The sequence below is a fragment of the Verrucosispora sp. NA02020 genome (assembly GCF_013364215.1).
In the GTDB taxonomy this organism is placed as follows: Bacteria; Actinomycetota; Actinomycetes; order Mycobacteriales; family Micromonosporaceae; genus Micromonospora.
On record NZ_CP054923.1, the window covers coordinates 6845912 to 6865486 of the forward strand.

At 71.2% G+C, this 19575-nt stretch carries 15 protein-coding genes and 1 tRNA gene; 9 read left to right on the forward strand and 7 right to left on the reverse strand.

Features of this window, described 5'->3' with window-relative positions:
- Window positions 1–101: 101 nt before the first annotated feature.
- The 5 genes from HUT12_RS30605 to HUT12_RS30625 all read right to left on the reverse strand — a co-directional run bounded on the left by HUT12_RS30605 (window position 102) and on the right by HUT12_RS30625 (window position 5816).
- Window positions 102–3719: an adenylate/guanylate cyclase domain-containing protein gene (locus tag HUT12_RS30605; RefSeq protein ID WP_176095448.1), complete on the reverse strand. Its 3618-nt coding sequence runs from the start codon at window positions 3717–3719 to the stop codon at window positions 102–104.
- Window positions 3716–4540, reverse strand: a complete 825-nt coding sequence (locus HUT12_RS30610) for an MBL fold metallo-hydrolase (RefSeq protein WP_176095449.1) — start codon at window positions 4538–4540, stop codon at window positions 3716–3718. The genes HUT12_RS30605 and HUT12_RS30610 overlap by 4 nt, the downstream gene beginning before the upstream one ends.
- Window positions 4541–4655: 115 nt before the next feature.
- Window positions 4656–5117: a RidA family protein gene (locus tag HUT12_RS30615; RefSeq protein WP_131051588.1), complete on the reverse strand. Its 462-nt coding sequence runs from the start codon at window positions 5115–5117 to the stop codon at window positions 4656–4658.
- Window positions 5118–5121: 4 nt separating this feature from the next.
- Complete coding sequence (locus tag HUT12_RS30620; protein ID WP_013736319.1) at window positions 5122–5277, reverse strand: DUF4177 domain-containing protein; 156 nt, start codon at window positions 5275–5277, stop codon at window positions 5122–5124.
- A 62-nt stretch (window positions 5278–5339) separates the two neighbouring features.
- Window positions 5340–5816: a hypothetical protein gene (locus HUT12_RS30625; RefSeq protein ID WP_131051589.1), complete on the reverse strand. Its 477-nt coding sequence runs from the start codon at window positions 5814–5816 to the stop codon at window positions 5340–5342.
- A gap of 327 nt (window positions 5817–6143) precedes the next feature.
- Here HUT12_RS30625 and HUT12_RS30630 point away from each other — a divergent pair, with 327 nt between their 5' ends.
- The 3 genes from HUT12_RS30630 to HUT12_RS30640 are packed head-to-tail and all read left to right on the forward strand — an operon-like array spanning window position 6144 to window position 8946.
- Window positions 6144–6737 carry a hypothetical protein gene (locus HUT12_RS30630; protein ID WP_176095450.1) on the forward strand — a complete coding sequence of 198 codons (594 nt, stop codon included), beginning with the start codon at window positions 6144–6146 and terminating at the stop codon, window positions 6735–6737.
- A 26-nt stretch (window positions 6738–6763) separates the two neighbouring features.
- Window positions 6764–7741: an ArsA-related P-loop ATPase gene (locus HUT12_RS30635; RefSeq protein ID WP_176095451.1), complete on the forward strand. Its 978-nt coding sequence runs from the start codon at window positions 6764–6766 to the stop codon at window positions 7739–7741.
- A 53-nt stretch (window positions 7742–7794) separates the two neighbouring features.
- Window positions 7795–8946 carry an ArsA-related P-loop ATPase gene (locus tag HUT12_RS30640; protein ID WP_176095452.1) on the forward strand — a complete coding sequence of 384 codons (1152 nt, stop codon included), beginning with the start codon at window positions 7795–7797 and terminating at the stop codon, window positions 8944–8946.
- A 9-nt stretch (window positions 8947–8955) separates the two neighbouring features.
- Here the strand turns inward: HUT12_RS30640 and HUT12_RS30645 are convergent, their stop codons facing one another.
- Entirely contained in the window at window positions 8956–9270 is a 315-nt protein-coding gene (locus tag HUT12_RS30645) for a WhiB family transcriptional regulator (RefSeq protein WP_131051593.1), read from the reverse strand.
- Window positions 9271–9674: 404 nt separating this feature from the next.
- Here HUT12_RS30645 and HUT12_RS30650 point away from each other — a divergent pair, with 404 nt between their 5' ends.
- Entirely contained in the window at window positions 9675–12113 is a 2439-nt protein-coding gene (locus HUT12_RS30650; protein WP_176095453.1) for a transglycosylase domain-containing protein, read from the forward strand.
- A 120-nt stretch (window positions 12114–12233) separates the two neighbouring features.
- Here HUT12_RS30650 and HUT12_RS30655 read toward each other — a convergent pair whose 3' ends face one another.
- Window positions 12234–12689 (reverse strand): GatB/YqeY domain-containing protein, encoded by a 456-nt coding sequence (locus HUT12_RS30655; RefSeq protein ID WP_131051595.1) that lies wholly within the window; start codon window positions 12687–12689, stop codon window positions 12234–12236.
- 25 nt (window positions 12690–12714) lie between these two features.
- Here HUT12_RS30655 and HUT12_RS30660 point away from each other — a divergent pair, with 25 nt between their 5' ends.
- The 5 genes from HUT12_RS30660 to HUT12_RS30680 all read left to right on the forward strand — a co-directional run bounded on the left by HUT12_RS30660 (window position 12715) and on the right by HUT12_RS30680 (window position 19555).
- Complete coding sequence (locus tag HUT12_RS30660) at window positions 12715–13608, forward strand: metallophosphoesterase (RefSeq protein ID WP_131051596.1); 894 nt, start codon at window positions 12715–12717, stop codon at window positions 13606–13608.
- Between the two features lie 67 nt (window positions 13609–13675).
- A tRNA-Pro gene (locus tag HUT12_RS30665) sits at window positions 13676–13749 on the forward strand.
- A 554-nt stretch (window positions 13750–14303) separates the two neighbouring features.
- Entirely contained in the window at window positions 14304–15233 is a 930-nt protein-coding gene (locus HUT12_RS30670) for an Inducer of phenazine A (protein WP_254876998.1), read from the forward strand.
- A gap of 266 nt (window positions 15234–15499) precedes the next feature.
- Window positions 15500–17680: an iron-containing redox enzyme family protein gene (locus HUT12_RS30675; protein WP_176095455.1), complete on the forward strand. Its 2181-nt coding sequence runs from the start codon at window positions 15500–15502 to the stop codon at window positions 17678–17680.
- 39 nt (window positions 17681–17719) lie between these two features.
- A complete protein-coding gene (locus tag HUT12_RS30680) occupies window positions 17720–19555 on the forward strand; it encodes a carbamoyltransferase (protein ID WP_176095456.1) in 1836 nt (611 codons plus the stop codon).
- Window positions 19556–19575: the final 20 nt, after the last annotated feature.

Consider the following 19575-nt stretch of genomic DNA (forward strand, 5'->3'; position numbering starts at 1 on the left):
CGCGTGCACCGTGCACGCTATCGGTCGGCCCCGACAGCCCACATCACCGGAACCGACATACCCGGCCCCACCGCACCACGTCGGCAGGCCGACGGGTCGGCTCAGCGACCGTCGCGCAACCGGGTGTACAGCGCCTCGGCGTCGGCGCGCTCGCTGCGCTGCTCGGTGGCGAACGACAGACGGACCGCCTCCTCGGCACTGGTCAACGCCTCCGCCGGCCGGCCGCAGGCAGCCAGCGCCTCGGCGCGTACCCGGGCCGCGACCACCTGGCTGCGGACGTCCTCGGCCGGCGTGCCCGCCGCCCGACGGGCCCAGTCCAGCGCCTGCTCGTACTGCCCGTGCGCGAGCAGTGCCGAGGCGTAACGCGCCATCGACTGCCGACGGGAGAACAACAGCGACGGCGAGGTGGCGGCGGCGGTGGCCACCGGGGCCAGCAGGCCGACCGCGGTGCCGGAGTCACCGGCTGCCAACCGGGCCGTCGCCAGCAGCACCCGAGGCCCCACCTGCGCGGGCGCCTGCGGATTGTGCGGCTCCACACTGGTCAGCACCGCTCGCGCGTACCGCTCGGCACCGGCCACGTCGCCCATGTCCAGCGCCACGAAGCCGCGCAGCGTGCCGGCCATGCCGGTGAGCAGCGGATGGGCGGTCCGACCGGCGTACTCCAGGGCGTCGGTGAGCAGGTCGGCGGCGTGTTCCGGCTCGCCCAGGCCACGGGCCACCACACCTCGGACGACAAGCGCGAAACCCTGCCCCCACTCGTCGGAGGCCGCGGCGAACTCGCGGTACGCCCGACGGGCCTCCCGGTCCGCGTCGAGCAGTTCGCCCAGCTCCGCGTTGGCGTACGCGTCGACCGCCCGGAGCGTGCCCACCGCCCACGCCTCGCCGACCCGCTCCCCGAAGGGCAGGAAGATCCGGGCCAGCCGACGCGCCTCGCTCAGTCGACCGGCCAGCAGCCGGGCGAAGGCGGTGGTGCCCCGCAGCCACGCCCGCCCGTACGGGTCCTTGAGTTCGGCGAAGAGTCGGGCGGCCCGGCCGAGCACCGCGTCCGTACCCGCGAAGTCGCCCCGGGTGGTGGTCACCCAGGCCAGGTTCTGCAACGACCACGCCTGCCCCCGACGGTCCTGCACCGCCAGGCTGACCTGGTACGCGGCGGCCAACCGGCTGCTCGCCTCGCCGAGCCGGCCGGCCAGGAAGTCGGCCATGCCCAGCCGACGCATCGCCGAGGCCCGCAGGCTCGGCAGGTCCGCGTCGGTGGCCACCTGCAACGCCTCCCGCCAGCAGGTCTCGGCCCGCCGCAGGTCACCCATGGCCTGCTGGGCCTGCCCTGCGAGCAGCAGCGCGCTGATCCGGGTGGTCGCCTGGTCCCCGGCGTTGGCGGCGATCTTCTCGGCCGACGCCAGCGCGTCGGCCACCCGCCCGACCTGGAGCAGCGCCCGCGCGTGCACCACCCGGTCCTGCGCCGGTACGCCGTCGACGCGGGCCAGTTCGGCCGCGCGTTCGGCGTACTCGACGGCGAGGGCCGGCTCGCCCTCGTGCAGCGCGCGCCGGGTGGCCCGGCCGAGCGCGGCGACCCCCAGCGGGGCGACCGCCCGGGCCGGCGCGTCCGGACGCAACGTGACCGCGTCGGCCAACGCGGTGGCCCGCTCGACGTGCTGCGCCACGAAGTCGTCCCGGGCCGCCTCGGTGAAGCCGCCCGGACCGACCGTGGTGCCGGTCGCGACCAGGTCGGGGCCGCCCAGGCCGCTGGTGACGCTGGCCGCCGGGCTCGCCCACCGGGCCAGCGCGGCGTGCCGTTCGGCCAACTCCGCCTTGCTGACCCCGGCGTACGCGGCCTCCCGCATCAGCGGGGTGGCGAAGGCGTACCCGGTGCGCGTGCGGTGCAGCATGCGGCGTTGCAGCAGTTCCTCCACGGCCCGGTCCAGTTCGAGCGCGACCACGGCGGCGGGTCGACCGTCGCGCCCGGCCCGCTGGTCGCGCAACGCCTGCAACGCACCGTCGGGCACCGTGTCGCCGACCACCGCCGCGTCCCGCAGCACCGAGCGGGCCTCGGCGGGCAGCGCGTCGATCCGGGCCGCGAGCACGGCCGCCAGGTCACGGGAGAGCAGCCGGCTGCCGAGCGAACCGGGGGCCAGCCGCCAGTCGTTGCGCGCCCCGGCGGTCAGCGCGCCGCGCTCCATCAGCAGGGTGATCAGCTCGGCCAGATAGAACGGGTTGCCCTGGGCGGTGGCGAGCAGCCGGTCGGCGTCGGCCTGCGGCAGCCGCCCGCCGCCGAGGTAGCTGGTGAGCAGGCGGGACGCGTCGGCACCGCGCAGCGGCGGCAACGGCTGCACCTCGGCGTCCGCGACCCGGGCCAGGGTGCCCGCGGTACGCACCAGTTCCGGCCGCCCGAGCAGCAGCACCAGGACCGGCCCGTCGAGCCGGGACAGGGTGATCTCCAGCGCGCCGATGGTCTCCGCGGTGGCGTCGTGCAGGTCGTCCACCACCACCATCAGCGGCGCCTCCTCGGCGAGCGCGCTCAGCAGGGCGGCCACCGCGTTCGGCACCGCCTCGGCGTCGGGTGGCGGTTGCGCGGCGGTCCACTCGCTCTGGTCGGTGTGCGCGGCGGCGGGCAGCTCGGCGTACCCGAGCAGGGCCAGCAACTGGTCGACGGCGACCGGGGCGGGCGCGGTGCGGGAGCGGCTGAGGCGCTGCCCGAGGCGGCGCAGCCGCTCCTCGACGGCGGCCCGGGTGACCGCCGTGGCCGTGTCGTTGGGCAGGCCGGCGGCGGCGCGCACCAGGTCGGCCAGGGGGGCGAGCCGACGGCGCTCGCCGAACGCGGCGCAGCGTACGGAGAGGACCCGGGCACCGGTGTGTGCCGCGTACCGTCCGGCTCCCACGTCGTAACCGGCGGCCAGGCGCTCCACCTCGGCGGCGAACCGGGACTTGCCGATCCCCGCCTCGGCGGTCATCAGCAGCACCCGGGGCTCGCCCCGGTCGATCACCTCGGCCAGCCGGCCGGCGACCCGGCCGATCTCGGTCTCCCGGCCCACGAAGGGCGCCTCGTCGCCGAGGCCGGAACGGGTGCCCGGCGCATCCAGCAGGCCGAGCAGCTCGTACGCCTCGACCGGCTCGCGCTTGCCCTTGAGCCGCAACGGCCGCAGCGCCCGCCAGCTGGCGACGTGGCGGGTGGCCGCCGCGGTCCGCGCCCCGCCGTAGACCGCGCCGACGGCGGCGGCGTCGGCCAGCCGTGCGGCGGTGTTCACGGTGTCGCCGATGACGGTGTACTCGATGGCGGCCTGGATGCCGGCGATCACGTCACCGGTGTTCAGCCCGACTCGCAGCCCCAGCGGCGCACCGCCGCCGCGCTCGTCGTCGAGCACCCGGCGGACCGCCCGCTGCATGGACAGGGCGGCCCGGACGGCGCGTTCGGCGTCGTCCTCGTGCGCGACCGGAGCGCCGAAGACCGCCATGATCCCGTCACCGGTGAGTTTGTCGACGTGCCCGCCGAAGGTCTTCACCGCGCCGGCCAGGGCGGCCAGCACGCGGTCGGTGACCGCGCCGACGCGTTCCGGGTCGAGGTCCTCGGACCAGGAGGTGAAGTCGGACAGGTCGCCGAAGAGCACGGTGACCACCCGCCGCTCGGCGGCGGGCAGGGTGGCGGCGGCCGGCAGCGCGGCGCCGCAGTTGTGGCAGAACCGGGCGCCGGGCACGGCGACGGTTCCGCACACCGGGCAGGTCACGGTCGGTCCAACCTCGCGGCGTCACCCTCGGATTCCCGGCCCAGGTACTCCAGTTGGGCGCGCACGGACCACTCCGCCGCCCACCAGAGCGACCGGTCCACGTCGGCGTAGACGACGGCGACCACCTCGGCCGGGGTCCGCGCCCCACCGTCGCGCGCCGCCCGGACCTGGTCCAGGCGGGCCCGCCGGTGGGCCAGGTAGAAGTCGGCGGCGGCGCCGCAGTCGGCCAGCGCCGGCCCGTGGCCCGGCAACGCCGGGATCCCCCGGTACGTGGCGAGCAGTTCCAGGCTGGCCAGGTAGTCGCCGAGGTGGCCGTCCGGATGAGCGACCACGGTGGTGCCCCGCCCGAGAATGGTGTCGCCGGTCAGGACCACCTGCCGGCCATCGTGCTCGACCAGGAAGCAGACCGAGTCGGCGGTGTGCCCGGGGGTGGGTACGAGCCGGATCGTCAGCCCGTGCCCGTCCACGTCTCCGGCGGGATCGAGTGCCGGACCGCCGATGCTGTGCGCCGGGTCGGCGGCGCGTACCGGTGCACCGCCGAGCATCTCGTGCAGGCGCGGCGAGGCTTCGGTGTGGTCCGGATGCCCGTGGGTGATCAGCACCAGGCCGACCGGTCCCCACTGCGCGATCGCGGCCAGGTGGTCCTCGTCGGCCGGCCCCGGGTCGACCACGACGCCGTACGCCGCGCCCGGGGCGCGCAGCAGCCAGGTGTTGGTGCCGTCCAGCGTCATCGGCCCCGGATTTGGTGCCCGCAGCAGCGTCACCCACTCCGGCAACTCGCTGGCGAGGGCGCTCACCGCCCCCGTCACATGCCCTCCCATGGCTGCGATCGTACGACCCCGGGCACGCACCTCCGCGATCTTGCAGTTCTGGTCCCCGATTCGCCCTCGTTAGGGGCCTTCGTCCGGCCGGAACCACAAGATCGCGACGGTGCGGTCAGGCGACCTCGACGATGACCTCGACCTCGACCGGCGCGTCCAGCGGCAGCTCGGCCACGCCGACGGCCGACCGGGCGTGCCGACCGGCCTCACCGAACACGGCGCCGAACAGGTCGGACGCTCCGTTGATGACGCCGGGCTGACCGGTGAAGCCGGGGGCGCTGGCCACGAAGCCGGTCAACTTGACGATCTTGACGACGTTCTCCAGGCCGACCAGCGAGTCGATCGCGGCGAGCGCGTTGAGGGCGCACCGCTCGGCGAGCTGCTTGGCCTGGTCGGCGGAGACGCCGGCACCGACCTTGCCGGTGGCCAGCAGCTTGCCCTCGGCCATCGGGAGTTGCCCGGAGACGTACACGTGCTGGCCGGACTGCACCGCCGGGACGTAGCTCGCCACCGGCGGGACCACCTCCGGCAGCTCCAGCCCGAGTTCCGCCAACTTCCCGTGCGGTCCGTTGCTCACGGCCTTATGCCTTCGGGCGCTTGAGGTAGGCGACGAGCTGCTCCGGGTTCGGCCCGGGTACGACGGAGACCAGTTCCCAGCCGTCCTCACCCCAGTTGTCGAGGATCTGCTTGGTCGCGTGGACCAGCAGCGGGACCGTGGCGTATTCCCACTTCTGCATCGGTGGAGAGCTCCCTCGGTGGCATGGACACTTCGGGGCACAGCCTACGGTCCGCCGGCCGGTCAGGACGCGGGACGCTGCTCCGAGGTCGGCCACTGCTCCGTGGCGGGACGCTGCTCGGGGGCGATCGACACGTCCCCGCAGAGCCCCTTGTGGTCGTACGGCTGGGGGCACCGGGTGCGGTCGGGCAGCAGCAGGTCGCAGAAGACCCGGTGCCGGTTGTTCTGGTCGTCGGCGGTGGACACCTCGGTCTCCCCCGCGTCCAGCTCGGGCAGGAAGTTCAGCGAGGTCGCCACCCGGGCCGCCAGCGCGGTCGCGGCGGCCAGGTCGGCCACCCGGACGGGCAGGTGGATGACGTAGCCCGGAACCTCGTCGTCCCGCCCACCGGCCGGCTCGACCATGCCGACCGGGTCGGCGGGACGCCGGTACGACCGCTCGTTGACCGGCAACCGGCCGGAGGGGTCGCCGCCGGCCGTCCGGCTGCCCCGCCGCCCCCCGACGGAGAACTGGGCTCGGGGGGTGTTGTCGATGTCGCGCATGCACTGCCTCCGGGCGTCGTACCTGGTCACGGCGCCGCCGGCCGGTCCGGCACCGCTGCGGCCAGCCCAGTCAGGGCGTGCCGGAGCGACGGTAGGGCGGCGGCGGCGGTCCCATCAACAGGACGCGCACGCCCGGCGGCCTTTCGTCACATTTGCGACACCCCACCAGCAGGAAACTGATGGCGCCGTCCGCACAGGTGACACCGGGACCCCCGCACCCCACCGATGGACCGCTACCCTTCCCGTCTGGACGGGCGCACGGCCCGGCCGCCCCAATCCCACGCCCGTCGCTGTCGCGCGACGGTGCGCCGCACCCGGGGGTACGCGATGACCCAGCCACCCGCAGGCGGCCCGACCGGCCCCACCGACCCGCTGCCGGCCGGCCCACCGGTCGCCCCCTCCTCGCCGGCCGGTCCGGAACCGGTCACGGCGTCGCCCGGCAGCCGTCCGCCGTACCCGCCACCGACCGCGCCACCCCGCAAACGGGGTGGCGCCATGGTGGCCTCGATCGCCCTGGCCGTGGTGCTGCTGCTCTGCGCGGGCGGCGGCGTGGTGGCGTTCCTGACCGTGCGCAACGCCGAGTCCGGCGAGGGTGCCCAGGATCCGTCGGTCGCGGTCGACGAGTTCCTCACCGCCGTTTACCAGGAGCGGGACGCGGCCAAGGCGGCCCGACTGGTCTGCACCGGCGCACGCGACCAGGACCGGATCCGGGCCAAGGTCACCGAGGTCGAGCAGTACGTGGCGGCCCACCAGAGCCCCCGCTTCCGCTGGGACACCCCGACGGTGGACAACGAGACCGGGGACCGCGCCACCGTCACCACCACCGTGACGGTGACCACCGCCGACGAGAAGATCGCCGACCAGGACCTGCGCTTCACCGTGATCCGGAAGAGCGGCTGGTGGGTCTGCGAGGTCGCCTGAGCCGGCCGGCTGGATAGGCTCGGCCGGTGGGAGCAGCGCAGCGCCCGGCCGACCGGGCCGGCACGGAGTGGCCCGCCCGACTGCACGTGGTGACCGGCAAGGGCGGCACGGGCAAGACCAGCGTGGCCGCCGCCCTGGCCCTGGCCCTGGCCGCCGGTGGGCGGCGCACACTGCTGGTCGAGGTGGAGGGGCGGCAGGGCATCGCCCAGCTCTTCGGCACCGACCCGTTGCCGTACGCCGAGCGGCGTCTGGCCGACGCGGCGGACGGCGGTGAGATGTGGGCGCTCACGGTGGACGCCGAGGAGGCCCTGCTGGAGTACCTGGACATGTTCTACAAGCTGGGTGCCGCCGGCCGGGCGCTGCGCAAGCTCGGCGCGATCGACTTCGCCACCACCATCGCCCCCGGCCTGCGCGACGTGCTGCTCACCGGCAAGGTCAAGGAGGCCACCACCCGCAGGGTCGAGCAACGGCGGGTGTACGACGCGGTGGTGCTGGACGCCCCGCCGACCGGCCGGATCGCGCGCTTCCTGAACGTGACCGCGGAGACCGCCCGGCTGGCCAAGGTCGGCCCGATCAAGACCCAGAGCGAGGGGGTCTCGGTGCTGCTGCGGTCGCCGATGACCGCCGTGCACGTGGTGACGCTGTTGGAGGAGATGCCGGTCCAGGAGACCGTCGACGCGATCGCCGAGCTGGCCTCGCTCGGTTTCGGGGTGGGCCGGTTGATCGTCAACGGGACCCGGCCGCCGCTGCCGGCGGGACGGATGGTCACCGAGGCGGAACTGGAGCGGGGGCTGCGCGCCGCCGGGTTGTCCGCCGACCGGCGCGTCCTCGCCGGGTTGCGCGACGAGGCACGTGACCAGGCCGTCCGCCGGGATCTGGAGGACTCGCTCCGCGCCGATCTGGCGGAACTCGACGTGCCCCTGGTGGAGCTGCCCCTGCTGCCCGACGGGGTGGACCGCGCCGGCCTGGACGTGCTCGCCGCAGCCCTGGTGAAGGGCGATTGACTCACACCTGACGTCGGCCCGCCGCGCGGACCGGGTCGGGCCGATACGCTCGAATGGTGCCTTCCGACAACGCCGCACCGCCGCTGGACGTCGACCGGATCCTGGCCGATTCCGGCGTACGGATCGTGGTCTGCTGCGGTGCGGGCGGGGTGGGTAAGACGACCACGGCCGCCGCGCTCGCACTCCGTGCGGCCGAGCGACACGGTCGCCGTACGGTGGTGCTCACCATCGACCCGGCCCGCCGGCTGGCCCAGTCGCTCGGCCTGACCGAGCTGGACAACACGCCCCGGCAGGTGAAGGGGATCGACGTCGAGGAGAGCGGCGGCGAGTTGCACGCCATGATGCTCGACATGAAGCGCACCTTCGACGACGTGGTGCTCGCGCACACCGACCCGACGAAGGCCGCCGAGATCTTCGCGAACCCCTTCTACCAGGCGATGAGTTCCACCTTCGCCGGTACGCAGGAGTACATGGCGATGGAGAAGCTGGGCCAGTTGCACGCACGGGGCGACTGGGACCTGATCGTGGTGGACACCCCACCGTCGCGGTCGGCGCTGGACTTCCTGGACGCGCCGGCCCGACTGTCCCGGTTCCTCGACGGACGGATGCTGCGCCTGTTGCTGGCCCCGGCGCGGACCGGCGGGCGCAGCATGTTCAGCCTGGTCACCGCCTCGTTCGGGATGTTCTCCCGAGTGGTGCAGAAGATCCTCGGCGCGCAGTTGCTGACCGACCTGTCCGGCTTCGTGGCCGCGCTCGACTCGATGTTCGGCGGGTTCCGGCAGCGGGCGGAGCAGACGTACCGCATCCTCCAGGCGAACGAGACGGCGTTCCTGCTGGTCGCGGCCCCGGAGCCGGACGCGGTCCGGGAGGCCGCCTACTTCGCCGGACGCCTGCGGGAGGAGAACATGCCGCTGGCCGGTCTCGTGCTCAACCGAGTGCACCGCCCGGCCGACACCGGGTTGGACGCGTCGGCCAGCCGGGCCGCCGCCGACCGGCTGGCCTCGACCGGGGGCCACGAGGGCGTCGTCGAGGTGTTGCGGGCCCACGCGGCCCTGTCCGAGCAGGCGGTTCGCGAGAAGCGTGTGGCGGCACGGTTCACCGAGGCGTTTCCGCAGGTGCCGGCGGTCTCGGTGACGGCACAGCCCGCCGACGTGCACGACGTCGACGGGCTGCGGACGATCGGTGCGGCGATCGGCCGCTCCTGACCGTGCCGGTCAGGTGGTGGCGAGAATCTTGTCCTTGCCGACCTTGTCCTTGGCGTTCTTCTTCATCGCCGCCTCGAACATCTTGCGCCAGCTGGTGACCTGCGGGTGCCGACGCAGCAGTGCCCGGCGTTCGCGTTCGGTCATGCCGCCCCAGACGCCGAACTCGATGCGGTTGTCCAGCGCGTCGGCCAGGCACTCGTAGCGGACTGGGCAACTCCGGCAGATCCGCTTGGCCACGTTCTGTTCGGCGCCCTGTACGAACAACGCGTCCGGGTCCCCGTTCTGACATGCCGCCAACGACGGCCAGTCAGTGATCATGCCCATCTGTACTCGTCCCCCCTTGCAGTACTACCGACGCCGTCGCGGGTCAGCCGGCAATTCCCCCCGGTCATCCGGCACGCCTTACCCCAAGGCGGCACAGACGACATGTGGCGCTGTCGCCGCAACCATCATGCTCTGTAGTCACCCGATTACGCAACGTTGTCGGCTAAATCCATCATTCCGGACACTCCCGGCTTCTCGGGCTCGGGGCCCCCGCTTACCCCGCCCGAGTCCGCGAAAACGCTGCGCGCCACCCCCCACGCGGAGGAAACTCGGCACGGATCACACGCAACCAGATCTCCGGTGCCACGCGTCTAGCACAACGAGGACGGCGCGCGCAGGAAATGGGGAAAAGACGCCCCAGCGCCCCTCGTTACCTGTTCGCGTACCCTGTCGAGGTGACCTGGATGCGGAAACGTGACCACAACATTCTGACCAACGCCGCATCGCTGCTCATCTGTGGGTTGTTGGCCGGCGTAGTGGTCGCCGCAGCGGCATTCCCCGCGGTGGCGATGTCTGGCCTGGCCGCCAAGGCCGGCGCGGAGACCTTCGGCGCGCTGCCGAAGGAACTGACGGTGTCCCGCGCCCCCCAGATCAGCTACCTGCTGGCGTCCGACAAGAAGACACCACTGGCCACGATGTACGACGAGAACCGGCGGGACATCAAGTTCGCCGACATCGGCGAGAACATGCGCAACGCGATCATCGCGGCCGAGGACCACGACTTCTACAACCACAACGGGGTCGACCTCAACGGCGTCGCCCGCGCCTTCGTCAACAACAGCGCCGCCGGCAACGACCGGCAGGGCGCCTCGACGCTGACCATGCAGTACGTCCGGATGGGCATCGCGTACTCGGCGACGCACCCGGCCGACGTGGTCGCCGCGACTGAGGACACCAGCGCCCGCAAGCTGCGCGAGATGAACTACGCGTTGCAGATCGAGAAGACGCTCACCAAGGACCAGATCCTGGAGAGCTACCTCAACCTCGCCGCGTTCGGCAACGGCGCGTACGGCGTCTACGCCGCCAGCCAGGTCTACTTCAGCAAGCCGCCGAAGGACCTGACGGTCGACGAGGCCGCCATGCTGGCCGGCCTCGTGAAGGCGCCGACCTCGTTCGACCCGACCACCAAGAGCGGCTACCCGCAGGCGGTCGCCCGGCGCGACTACGTGATCGACAACATGGTCAAGACCGGTGCCGTCACCCAGGAGGACGCCGACAAGGCCAAGGCCGTCAAGCTGGTGGTCAAGGGCAAGCGGGCGCCGAACGGCTGCGTCGCGACGAACAAGAACGCCTGGGGCTTCTTCTGCGACTACTTCTACCGCTGGTGGATGTCGCAGGAGACGTTCGGCTCGACCACGTACGACCGGGAGCGGCGGCTCAAGAGCGGCGGCTACACGATCATCACCACCCTGGACAAGCAGGCCCAGGAGGGCGCCGACAGGGCGGTCCGCAAGGCCAAGTCGGTGAAGTCCAAGGAAGCCGCGATGATCGCGGTGGTCGAGCCCGGCACCGGCCGGGTCCGTGCCCTCTCGGTCAACCGCAACTTCAAGCTGGACAACCCGAACAAGCCGAAGAACCTGCCGCACAGCGACCCCAAGCAACGCGGGAACGGCAAGCTCGGCAACTATCCGAACACGGTCAACCCGCTGCTGACCGGCGGTGACGGGATCACCGGCTACCAGGCCGGCTCGGTCTTCAAGATCTTCACGATCGTGGCCGCGCTGGAGAAGGGCATCCCGCTCAGCTACACCATCAACGCGCCGCAGCAGTTCAAGTCGGAGTACATCATCAGCCCCAGCAGCCCGGCCGCCTGCGAGGGTACGCACTTCTACTGTCCGACCAACTCGAACCTTCAGCCCGGTGGCGTGAAGGACATGTGGAGCGCCTTCTCGGCCTCGACCAACACGTACTTCGTCCCGCTGCAACAGCAGGTGGGCGCGGCGAACGTGGTGGACGTGGCCAAGCGCCTGGGCATCCAGTTCCGGGAGCGCGAGGACGCGGACCTCGCGCGCACCAAGGAGTCGGCGAACCAGTGGGGCGCCTTCACGCTCGGCGTCTCGCAGGTCACCCCGCTGGAGTTGGCCAACTCCTACGCCACGCTGGCCGCCGACGGCAAGTACTGCGAGCCGACCCCGGTGCAGGAGATCCGCGATCTCGACAAGAACAAGCTGGACGTGGCGAACCCGCGCTGCGAGAAGCGGATCAGCACGGACGTGGCCCGGGCGGCCGTGGACGCGGCCCGCTGCCCGGTCGGCGACAACTCCCCCACCACCAAGTGTGGTAGCAGCCGGACGTCCCCGCAGACCAAGGTCGTCGTCAACGCTCCGGTCGCCGGCAAGTCCGGCACCACCGACTCCGAGAAGACCGCCTCCCTGGTCGCGATGACCAAGCAGTACGCGGTCGCCGGCATCATGGCCGACCCGGACTGGCCGCAGACCAACGTCAAGATGAGGCACAACGCGGCGGACGGCATCAACCCGCCGGTCAACGAGACGCTGCGGGACGCCATGAAGGGCAAGAAGAGGATCAACTTCGACCCACCCGGCAAGAAGATCTCCGAGGGCGACCAGCGCAGCATCCCCGGCGTCAAGTGCCTCTCCGTCGACGAGGCCAGATCACGCATCTCCGGTGCCGGGTTCCAGCCGGTCGTCTCCAGCAACCGGGTCACCTCGGAATGCGCGGCGGGCACCGCGGCCGGCACCAGCCCTGACGGTCGCACCATCAAGAACGGGATCGTGACGATCCTGGTCAGCGCCGGTGGTGGCGGAAGCAACGCCGGTAACGGCCCTCCGGGTGGTACGCCGAGCAGTCCCGGTCGACCGCCGGGCAGACCTGGCGGCTGATCACCGCTGAGACCGCACGCGAACGGGCGGGCAACCCTGGAGAGGGATGCCCGCCCGTTCCGCGTCGTCGGGAGTGATCAGCGGTAGCGCCGCGTCCGGGGCGTACCGGCCGGTGACGTGTCAGAGACCGAGCTGTCGGCGTACCTCGGCGGCAACCCGACCGCCCTCGGCCCGGCCGGCCGTCGCAGCCTGGGCCGCCTTCATGGCCGGGCCCATCTGTGCCTTGCCGGTGAACCCGCCCCCGGCGAGTGCCCCCGCGACAAGCTCGGTCAGCTCGGCGTCGGAGAGCTGCTTCGGCAGGTAGCGCTCCAGCACCTCGCCCTCGGCGGTCTCCTTGGCGGACTGCTCGGCGCGACCCGCGTCGGCGAAGGCGGTGGCCGCCTCGCGGCGCTTCTTGGCCTCCTTGGTCAGCACGCCCAGCACCTCGTCGTCGCTGAGCTCACGCTTGGCCTTGCCGGAGACCTCGGCCGTGCCCACGGCGGCCAGAGCCATCCGCAGGGTGGAGGTGGTCAGCTCGTCGCGGGCCTTGAGGGCGGCGCGCATGTCGGCGGTGAGGCGGTCCTTCAGCGTGCTCATGGTCGCCCAAACTACCCTGATCGGCATGCGAAAGCGCACACTATTCCGGCTCGCGACCGCCACCGTCGCGACGGGCGCCGCCGCCCTGGCGTACGCGTCCCTCGTCGAGCGCAACATGTTCACCCTCCGGCGCTTCGACGTCCCGGTGCTGCCGACCGGCACCGAGCCGCTGCGCGTCCTGCACCTCTCCGACCTGCACATGACCCCCAACCAGGTACGCAAGCAGAACTGGGTGGCCTCGTTGGCCGCCCTCGACCCCGACCTGGTCGTGGTCACCGGTGACAACATGGCCCACCCGGGGGCGGTGCCGGGTGTCCTGCGGGCGCTGCAACCGCTGCTCGACTACCCGGGTGCCTTCGTCTTCGGCTCCAACGACTACACCGGGCCGGTGCTGAAGAACCCGTTCAGCTACTTCCTGCCCGACCGGGAGTACACCGAGGGCGTCGAGCTGCCCTACGAGGAGCTGCGCGACGTCTTCAGCGGGGCGGGCTGGACCGACCTGAACAACCGGCGGGTGACGCTCAAGGCCGGTGGCCGGACGATCGACATGGCCGGCGTGGACGACCCGCACATCGAACGCGACGACTACCCCTCGGTGGCCGGTCCGGTCTCCGCCTCGGCCGATCTCTCCATCGCCCTGACCCACTCCCCCGAACCGGCGCTGCTCGACGAGATGGCCGCCGACGGCTTCGGGCTGCTGCTCGCCGGGCACACCCACGGCGGCCAGGTGTGCGTACCGGGTGTGGGCGCGCTGGTGACCAACTGCGGGCTGCCCCGGTCGATGGCCAAGGGCCTGCACCGCTGGCCCGGCTCGGACTCCTGGCTGCACGTCTCCGCCGGCCTCGGTACCCATCCGACCGCCCCGGTCCGGTTCGCCTGCCCGCCCGAGGCCACCCTGCTCACCCTCATCCCCCGCTGACCCTCCGGCCCCGGGGGTACCGAGTTTGACCCCCGGGGCGGGTGGGCTAGTATTTGTCCGCACGCCTCGGGGTGTGGCGCAGCTTGGTAGCGCGCTTCGTTCGGGACGAAGAGGTCGTCGGTTCGAATCCGGCCACCCCGACAGATGTGAGGCCCTGACCGGCATTCTCGCCGGTCAGGGCCTCACTCGTGTGCAGGGCAGCGGTCCTGCACGGGGGCGCACCCGTGGGCCGGCCGGTCGGACAGTGCACACCATTCGGTCGAACGCTCCGGGCCTCGCATCGCCCCCCCCGCGTCCCACCCCCCGAGAACGGGCGTGGTGCACTACAGTCCGAGAACGCCCAAAAGGCCGCCTGACCTCACTCGGCACGGCCGCCACCACAATCTGGGCACCTCGTTCGAACACAAATACCTACGCGCAAAGTCGCTGAGATCAGTTCAATGTTTGCTGGTTCGGTAATCCTCCACTCAAGCCAGGATAAACCAGACAGGCGATAATTCCTGGGGTCGACCCTTTTTCCTCCACCACTGAGCGTGTTACCGTACTCACGCAACAACGGCCGTAGATGGTTTGGGGACCCCGGCTGATAATTTCCAATGGGGGGAACAGTGCGTTGTCCAAGCTCGGCGCGCTCCGAGTTGACCCCGCAGATGCTTGTTTACGATGATTTCGACCAGCGCGGCCAGGCTCGCTGGATGTCCTATGTGATGCATTTTCACCGCGTGCACTACCGCTCTCCCGTCATCAATACGGATCGTCTCGGTTTTCGCATCTCGCACGGCGCCGACGGGTACGCCTCGGCGGGCGGGGAGCCGGCCGACGGCCCGATCCGGTTGTTGGCCGGCAGTTCCATGGCGATGGGCATCGGAGCCACCTGCGACCAGGCGACACTCGCCTCGCGACTGTGGACCGCCCACGCACCGTCGCTGCCCTGGTTGAACTTCGCGGGACGCAGCCATTCCTCGGCCCAGGAGCTGCTGCTCTTCCTCTTCTACCGGCATCTGCTGCCGCCGGTGGAGGAGATCGTGATCGTGTCCGGGCTCAACAACCTGGCCCTGGCGCGCCTACCCGCCGCCCAGCGCGGCGACGACGGCGCGTTCTTCAACTGCGGTGACTTCTTCGGCCAGATGGACAAGCTCAGGTCCCAGCACCGGACGCATCCCTTCGGCTCCGGCACCTCGTCGAACGGCGGCGACGAACCGGTCCGCCCGCTGGAGGTACGCATCGCGGACGCCGCCGCGCTGACCGTGCGGCACCTGGAGTCGTGGAAGCAACTCGCCGCCGCGACCGACACCAGGATCACGTTCGTGCTGCAACCGCTGGCAACCTGGGTACGCGAGACGGCCGCGCCACCGGAGAAGTGCCTCTTCGACGAGCTGGACAAGATCTCGAACTTCTGGGAGTTGTTCGGCGACATCGCCACCCGGGAATCGGTCCGCAGATATGCGGAGCTGCTGCAACTGGGCTGCGAGAAGATCGACGTCGGGTTTCTGGACATCAACCCCCTCCTCGCGACCAGCGTCAAGGACGACAGCTGGCTGTTTGTCAACCGGGCCCACATGACCGACCACGGGTTAGACCTGGTGGCCCGGCTGTTGGCCGAACAGTTGAATTTCTCGTCCTAGGACCGACACGGGTCCGACTCAGGTGAGGGCAGAAAGATGAACGTGGTGCGCAGAATTCTTAACAAGATCTTCGGTCGCAAGAAGAAGCCGAAGAACGACGCCTCGATCTACCCCATGTTCTAGCTTCTGCGAAGACGGCGACACCTTTCCCGTCACGACGAATGGCACGTTCGTCGCGCGGGCCATCCGTGCCGTCCAGATTCCGCACACATTTGGTTACCACATTGTTTCGGGATACCAGACACGAATAGAGCCAGGAGCTGGCAGTGTCAACGAAAGAAGTCGGTCAGTCAGGTCGACATACGGCCCGACCGCTTGATCAGCAGGCCCGGTCCCGCGAGCTCTTCGTCATCGCGGTCGACCCCGAGACCTCCTTTCCCGGCGACCCGTTCGTGACACGGCTGCGGGCCGAGATCAGTGACGTGGCAGATCGCGAGTCGTCGCCGACCCCGTTGGACGTGCTCCGGGACGAGGCGGTGCGCTGGTCGACCGCCGAGTCCCGCCGGTTCGAGGAGTTGGGCGCGACGGCCTCGGCTCCACCGGCCACCGAGTCCCTCGTCCGCCGCACCGCGCTCGCGGTGGCACCGCTCGCGCTGCGGTCGGGCGCCTGGTTGCAGTGGCAGAGTGCGCCGGGCAACGCGGACGACGCGACCACACTGCGCATCCTGACCCTGTACGCGTCGGACGTCGGCGTCGGCCGGCCGCAGGACTCCCGGGGCAGCGTCTACCTGACCCTGCTCCGGCACCTGCACCTCTCCGAGCACGCGGTGCCGGTGGCCCGGCTGGTGCACGACCCTCGGGTGGCCGACCACCACTTCTATCTGCCCGCGATGCTGCTGGCCATGAGCAGGAGACCGGCCGACTTCCGCCCCGAGATCATCGGCGCCGACCTGTGCCTGCGGACGGTCGGGCTACTGCCCGCGTTGCGGCTGGTACGTCAGGCGCATCCGCAGCTCGTGGAGTGGAGCGCGATCGATCCGTCCGCCGGCCGGGACGGCGCGGCGCGTACCGGGTTGGAGCTCTGCCTGGACGTCGTCGAGCACGGGTTCGACGACGGGGAGCTGGCCCGGGTACGCGACGGTTTCCGGTGGGCGCTCACCGTGCTGGACAGGTGGAGCAGGAGCCTCTTCGCCGAGTTGGAGGAGGCCCTCGACCCGGCGTACGAGATGGCCGAGCTGCTCCGCCATCGGGCCCGCGAGGGCGCCGTCTACCACCGGGACTTCACCGTCGGGGACCGTTCGCTGTCGAACTGGTTGGAGGAGGCTCGGACGGATCCGCGCGGGTTGCTGGCCGAGCTGGCCGCCAGCCGTCTGGTCAAACCGGGCCGCTCCGCACAGAGTCCGCTGGTCAACGGCCTCGTCGGGGAACGGGGCCCGATGTTCCGGGTGTTCTCCCCGGCCGATCTGGTCGTCATCCGCCGGTGGATCGACTCGCTCCCCACCGGGCAGCCGGTGCGCGATCACCCCGGACCGGTCCACGACGTGCACACGGTCTCCCCGGAGCTGCTGGCCCCGGTCACGGCCGGTCCGGTCGCGAACGACCGGGAGCCCGTCGACGTCCGGGAGGCGTACCACCTCCTCCAGCAGCGGACGGACACCCCTGCCGTCCGCCGGTTCGCCGTCGACTACGTGCGGGGCTGGCTGGCGCGGTCCCGGCACAACATGGCCTCCGACCCGCAGCGCCTGCCCGACGTGTGGGGCCGGGAGGGGCTGCGGCCCTGGCTCGTCGAGCAGCACGACCGGCAGGGGCGTGACTTCGAGGAGTCGGCCGGCGCGCCGATGCCGTCCCGGGAGGATCTCGTCGACTCCACCGTGCAGCTGGCCCCGTTGACGTTGATCGACGGTGCCTGGCTCCAGGGGTTCACCGACTACGAGCACGCGGCGTCGGAGCAGGGCTACTTCCTGTTCGAGACCTACTGGGACGAGCTCGGCAACGGCGTGCCACGGATGAACCACCCGTTGATCTATCGGGAAGTGCTCGCCGAGATGGACGTCCGGGTGCCGCCGACCGCGTCGCGGGAGTTCGCCGAGTGGGACGGATTCCGGGACGAGTCCTTCGAGCTGCCGGTGTACTGGCTCAGCATCGGGCGCTTTCCGCGTACGTTCCTGCCGGAGATCCTCGGGTTGAACCTGGCCATGGAGCTGTCCGGCGTGGGCGGGACGTACCGCCGGGCACGTCAGGCGTTGAAGAGCTACGGCTTCTCCACGAAGTTCGTGGACATCCACAACACCATCGACAACGTCGCCACCGGGCATTCCGCCTGGGCCGCCGACGCCGTCGACACCTATCTCGCCTCGCTGCCGGTGTCCCACGGCGCGCAGGCGGTCACCGAGGTCTGGGACCGGGTACGCACCGGCTTCCGCTCGCTCAACCCGCCGACGGGTCTGCTGGCTCGACGGGCGTTTCGCCGCGCCCGCAGGGCCAGCAGGTCACTCGCCGCCATCTGACCGTCCACCCGCCCACACCCACAACCGAGGGGAACGCCCGTGGGAAAGCTGGTTCTGGGGTTGTCCGCCTACTACCACGACAGCGCGGCGGTGCTGGTGCGGGACGGCACGCCCATCGCGGCCGCCCAGGAGGAGCGGTTCACCCGTAAGCGCCACGACCCGGCCTTTCCGGCCGAGGCCGTCCGGTACTGCCTGGCCGAGGGCGGCGTCACGCTGCGCGACGTGGACGCCGTCGCCTACTACGAGGACCCGGAGCTGAAGTTCGGCCGGGTGCTGACGAGTTTCGCCGGATCGGCTCCGTTCTCGCTGGAGGCGTTCACCAGGGTCCTGCCGGAGTGGATGTCCTGGAAGCGCGACACGATCGGAGAGGTACGCCGGTCGTTGGCCGCGCTGGGGTCGGCCGAGGTGCCGGAGATCAGCGTACGACGGCACCACGAGTCGCACGCCGCCTCCGCGTTCCTGCCCAGCCCGTACGAGTCGGCGGCGGTGCTCTGCATCGACGGTGTCGGCGAGTGGGCGACCACCACCCTGTGGCACGGTCGGGGCAGCGAGCTGCGTCAGGTGGCGGAGATCCGGTACCCGCACTCGTTGGGCATGCTCTACTCGGCCTTCACCTACTTCTGCGGGTTCAAGGTCGACTCGGGCGAGTACAAGCTCATGGGGCTGGCCCCGTACGGTGTGCCGCGCTACGCGGACGTGATCCGGCAGCACCTGATCGACGTCAAGGACGACGGTTCGTTCCGGCTGAACATGCGCAACTTCGAGTTCCTGCGCGGTCGCGTGATGACCGGCCGGGGGTTCGAGCGGTTGTTCGGTGGCCCCCGGCGCGAGCCGGAGAGCCCGCTGACCGAGCGGGAGTTCGACCTGGCCGCCTCCGTGCAGCTGGTGACCGAGGAGGTGGTGACCCGGCTGGCGCGGACCGCCCGCGAGCTGACCGGGGAGACCAACCTGTGTCTGGCCGGCGGCGTGGCACTGAACTGCGTGGCCAACGGCAAGGTCGTCCGGGAGCGCCTCTTCGACTCGGTGTGGGTGCAACCCGCCGCCGGTGACGCCGGTGGCGCGTTGGGTGCCGCCCTGATGGTGGCGACGGAGTGGGGTGCGCCGCGCGCGCACCTCGCCGAGGGCGGCGACGGCATGTCCTCCGCCCTGCTCGGTCCCGCGTTCGACGACGAGGAGATCGCCCGTTTCCTGGACGGTCTGGGTGTGCCGTACACCCGGCTGGCCGAGGACGCCATCGCCAAAAACGTGGCGGAGGAGTTGGCCTCCGGCAAGATCGTCGGCTGGTTCCAGGGCCGGATGGAGTTCGGCCCCCGGGCTCTGGGCGCCAGGTCGATCATCGGTGACCCGCGCGACGTCGACATGCAGTCGACGATGAACTTGAAGATCAAGTTTCGGGAGTCGTTCCGGCCGTTCGCGCCGTCGGTCCTGGCCGAGGACGTCGAGGAGTACTTCGACCTGGCCCAGGAGAGCCCGTACATGCTGCTCGTGGCGCCGGTCGCCGGGCGGCAGCGCCGGGCGGTGTCGGAGTCGGCGTCGGCCACCGGCCTGGACCGGTTGAAGGTGCACCGTTCCACGATCCCGGCGGTGACCCACGTGGACCACTCGGCGCGGGTGCAGACGGTCACGGCACGGTCCAATCCGACCTACCACCGGCTGCTGACCTCGTTCAAGCAGATCACCGGCTGCCCGGTGCTGGTGAACACCTCGTTCAACGTCCGGGGCGAGCCGATCGTCGCCACTCCGCACGATGCCTACCAGTGCTTCATGCGGACCAACATCGACCTGCTCGCCATGGGCAACTTCCTCCTGCACAAGGCCGATCAGCCCGCATGGCGGGAGCAGGGCGACTGGCGCGACGAGATCGCCCTGGACTGACCGACCGATTCCGCACCGAC

What these genes read in the sequence shown, in the direction of transcription:
- HUT12_RS30610 (WP_176095449.1), bottom strand. Translation starts at nt 4,540, where the DNA reads ATGGGAGGGCATGTGACGGGGGCGGTGAGCGCCCTCGCCAGCGAGTTG.
- HUT12_RS30620 (WP_013736319.1), bottom strand. Translation starts at nt 5,277, where the DNA reads ATGCAGAAGTGGGAATACGCCACGGTCCCGCTGCTGGTCCACGCGACC.
- HUT12_RS30625 (WP_131051589.1), bottom strand. Translation starts at nt 5,816, where the DNA reads ATGCGCGACATCGACAACACCCCCCGAGCCCAGTTCTCCGTCGGGGGG.
- HUT12_RS30630 (WP_176095450.1), top strand. Translation starts at nt 6,144, where the DNA reads ATGACCCAGCCACCCGCAGGCGGCCCGACCGGCCCCACCGACCCGCTG.
- HUT12_RS30640 (WP_176095452.1), top strand. Translation starts at nt 7,795, where the DNA reads ATGGTGCCTTCCGACAACGCCGCACCGCCGCTGGACGTCGACCGGATC.
- HUT12_RS30645 (WP_131051593.1), bottom strand. Translation starts at nt 9,270, where the DNA reads ATGGGCATGATCACTGACTGGCCGTCGTTGGCGGCATGTCAGAACGGG.
- HUT12_RS30650 (WP_176095453.1), top strand. Translation starts at nt 9,675, where the DNA reads ATGCGGAAACGTGACCACAACATTCTGACCAACGCCGCATCGCTGCTC.
- HUT12_RS30655 (WP_131051595.1), bottom strand. Translation starts at nt 12,689, where the DNA reads ATGAGCACGCTGAAGGACCGCCTCACCGCCGACATGCGCGCCGCCCTC.
- HUT12_RS30660 (WP_131051596.1), top strand. Translation starts at nt 12,715, where the DNA reads ATGCGAAAGCGCACACTATTCCGGCTCGCGACCGCCACCGTCGCGACG.
- HUT12_RS30670 (WP_254876998.1), top strand. Translation starts at nt 14,304, where the DNA reads ATGTCCTATGTGATGCATTTTCACCGCGTGCACTACCGCTCTCCCGTC.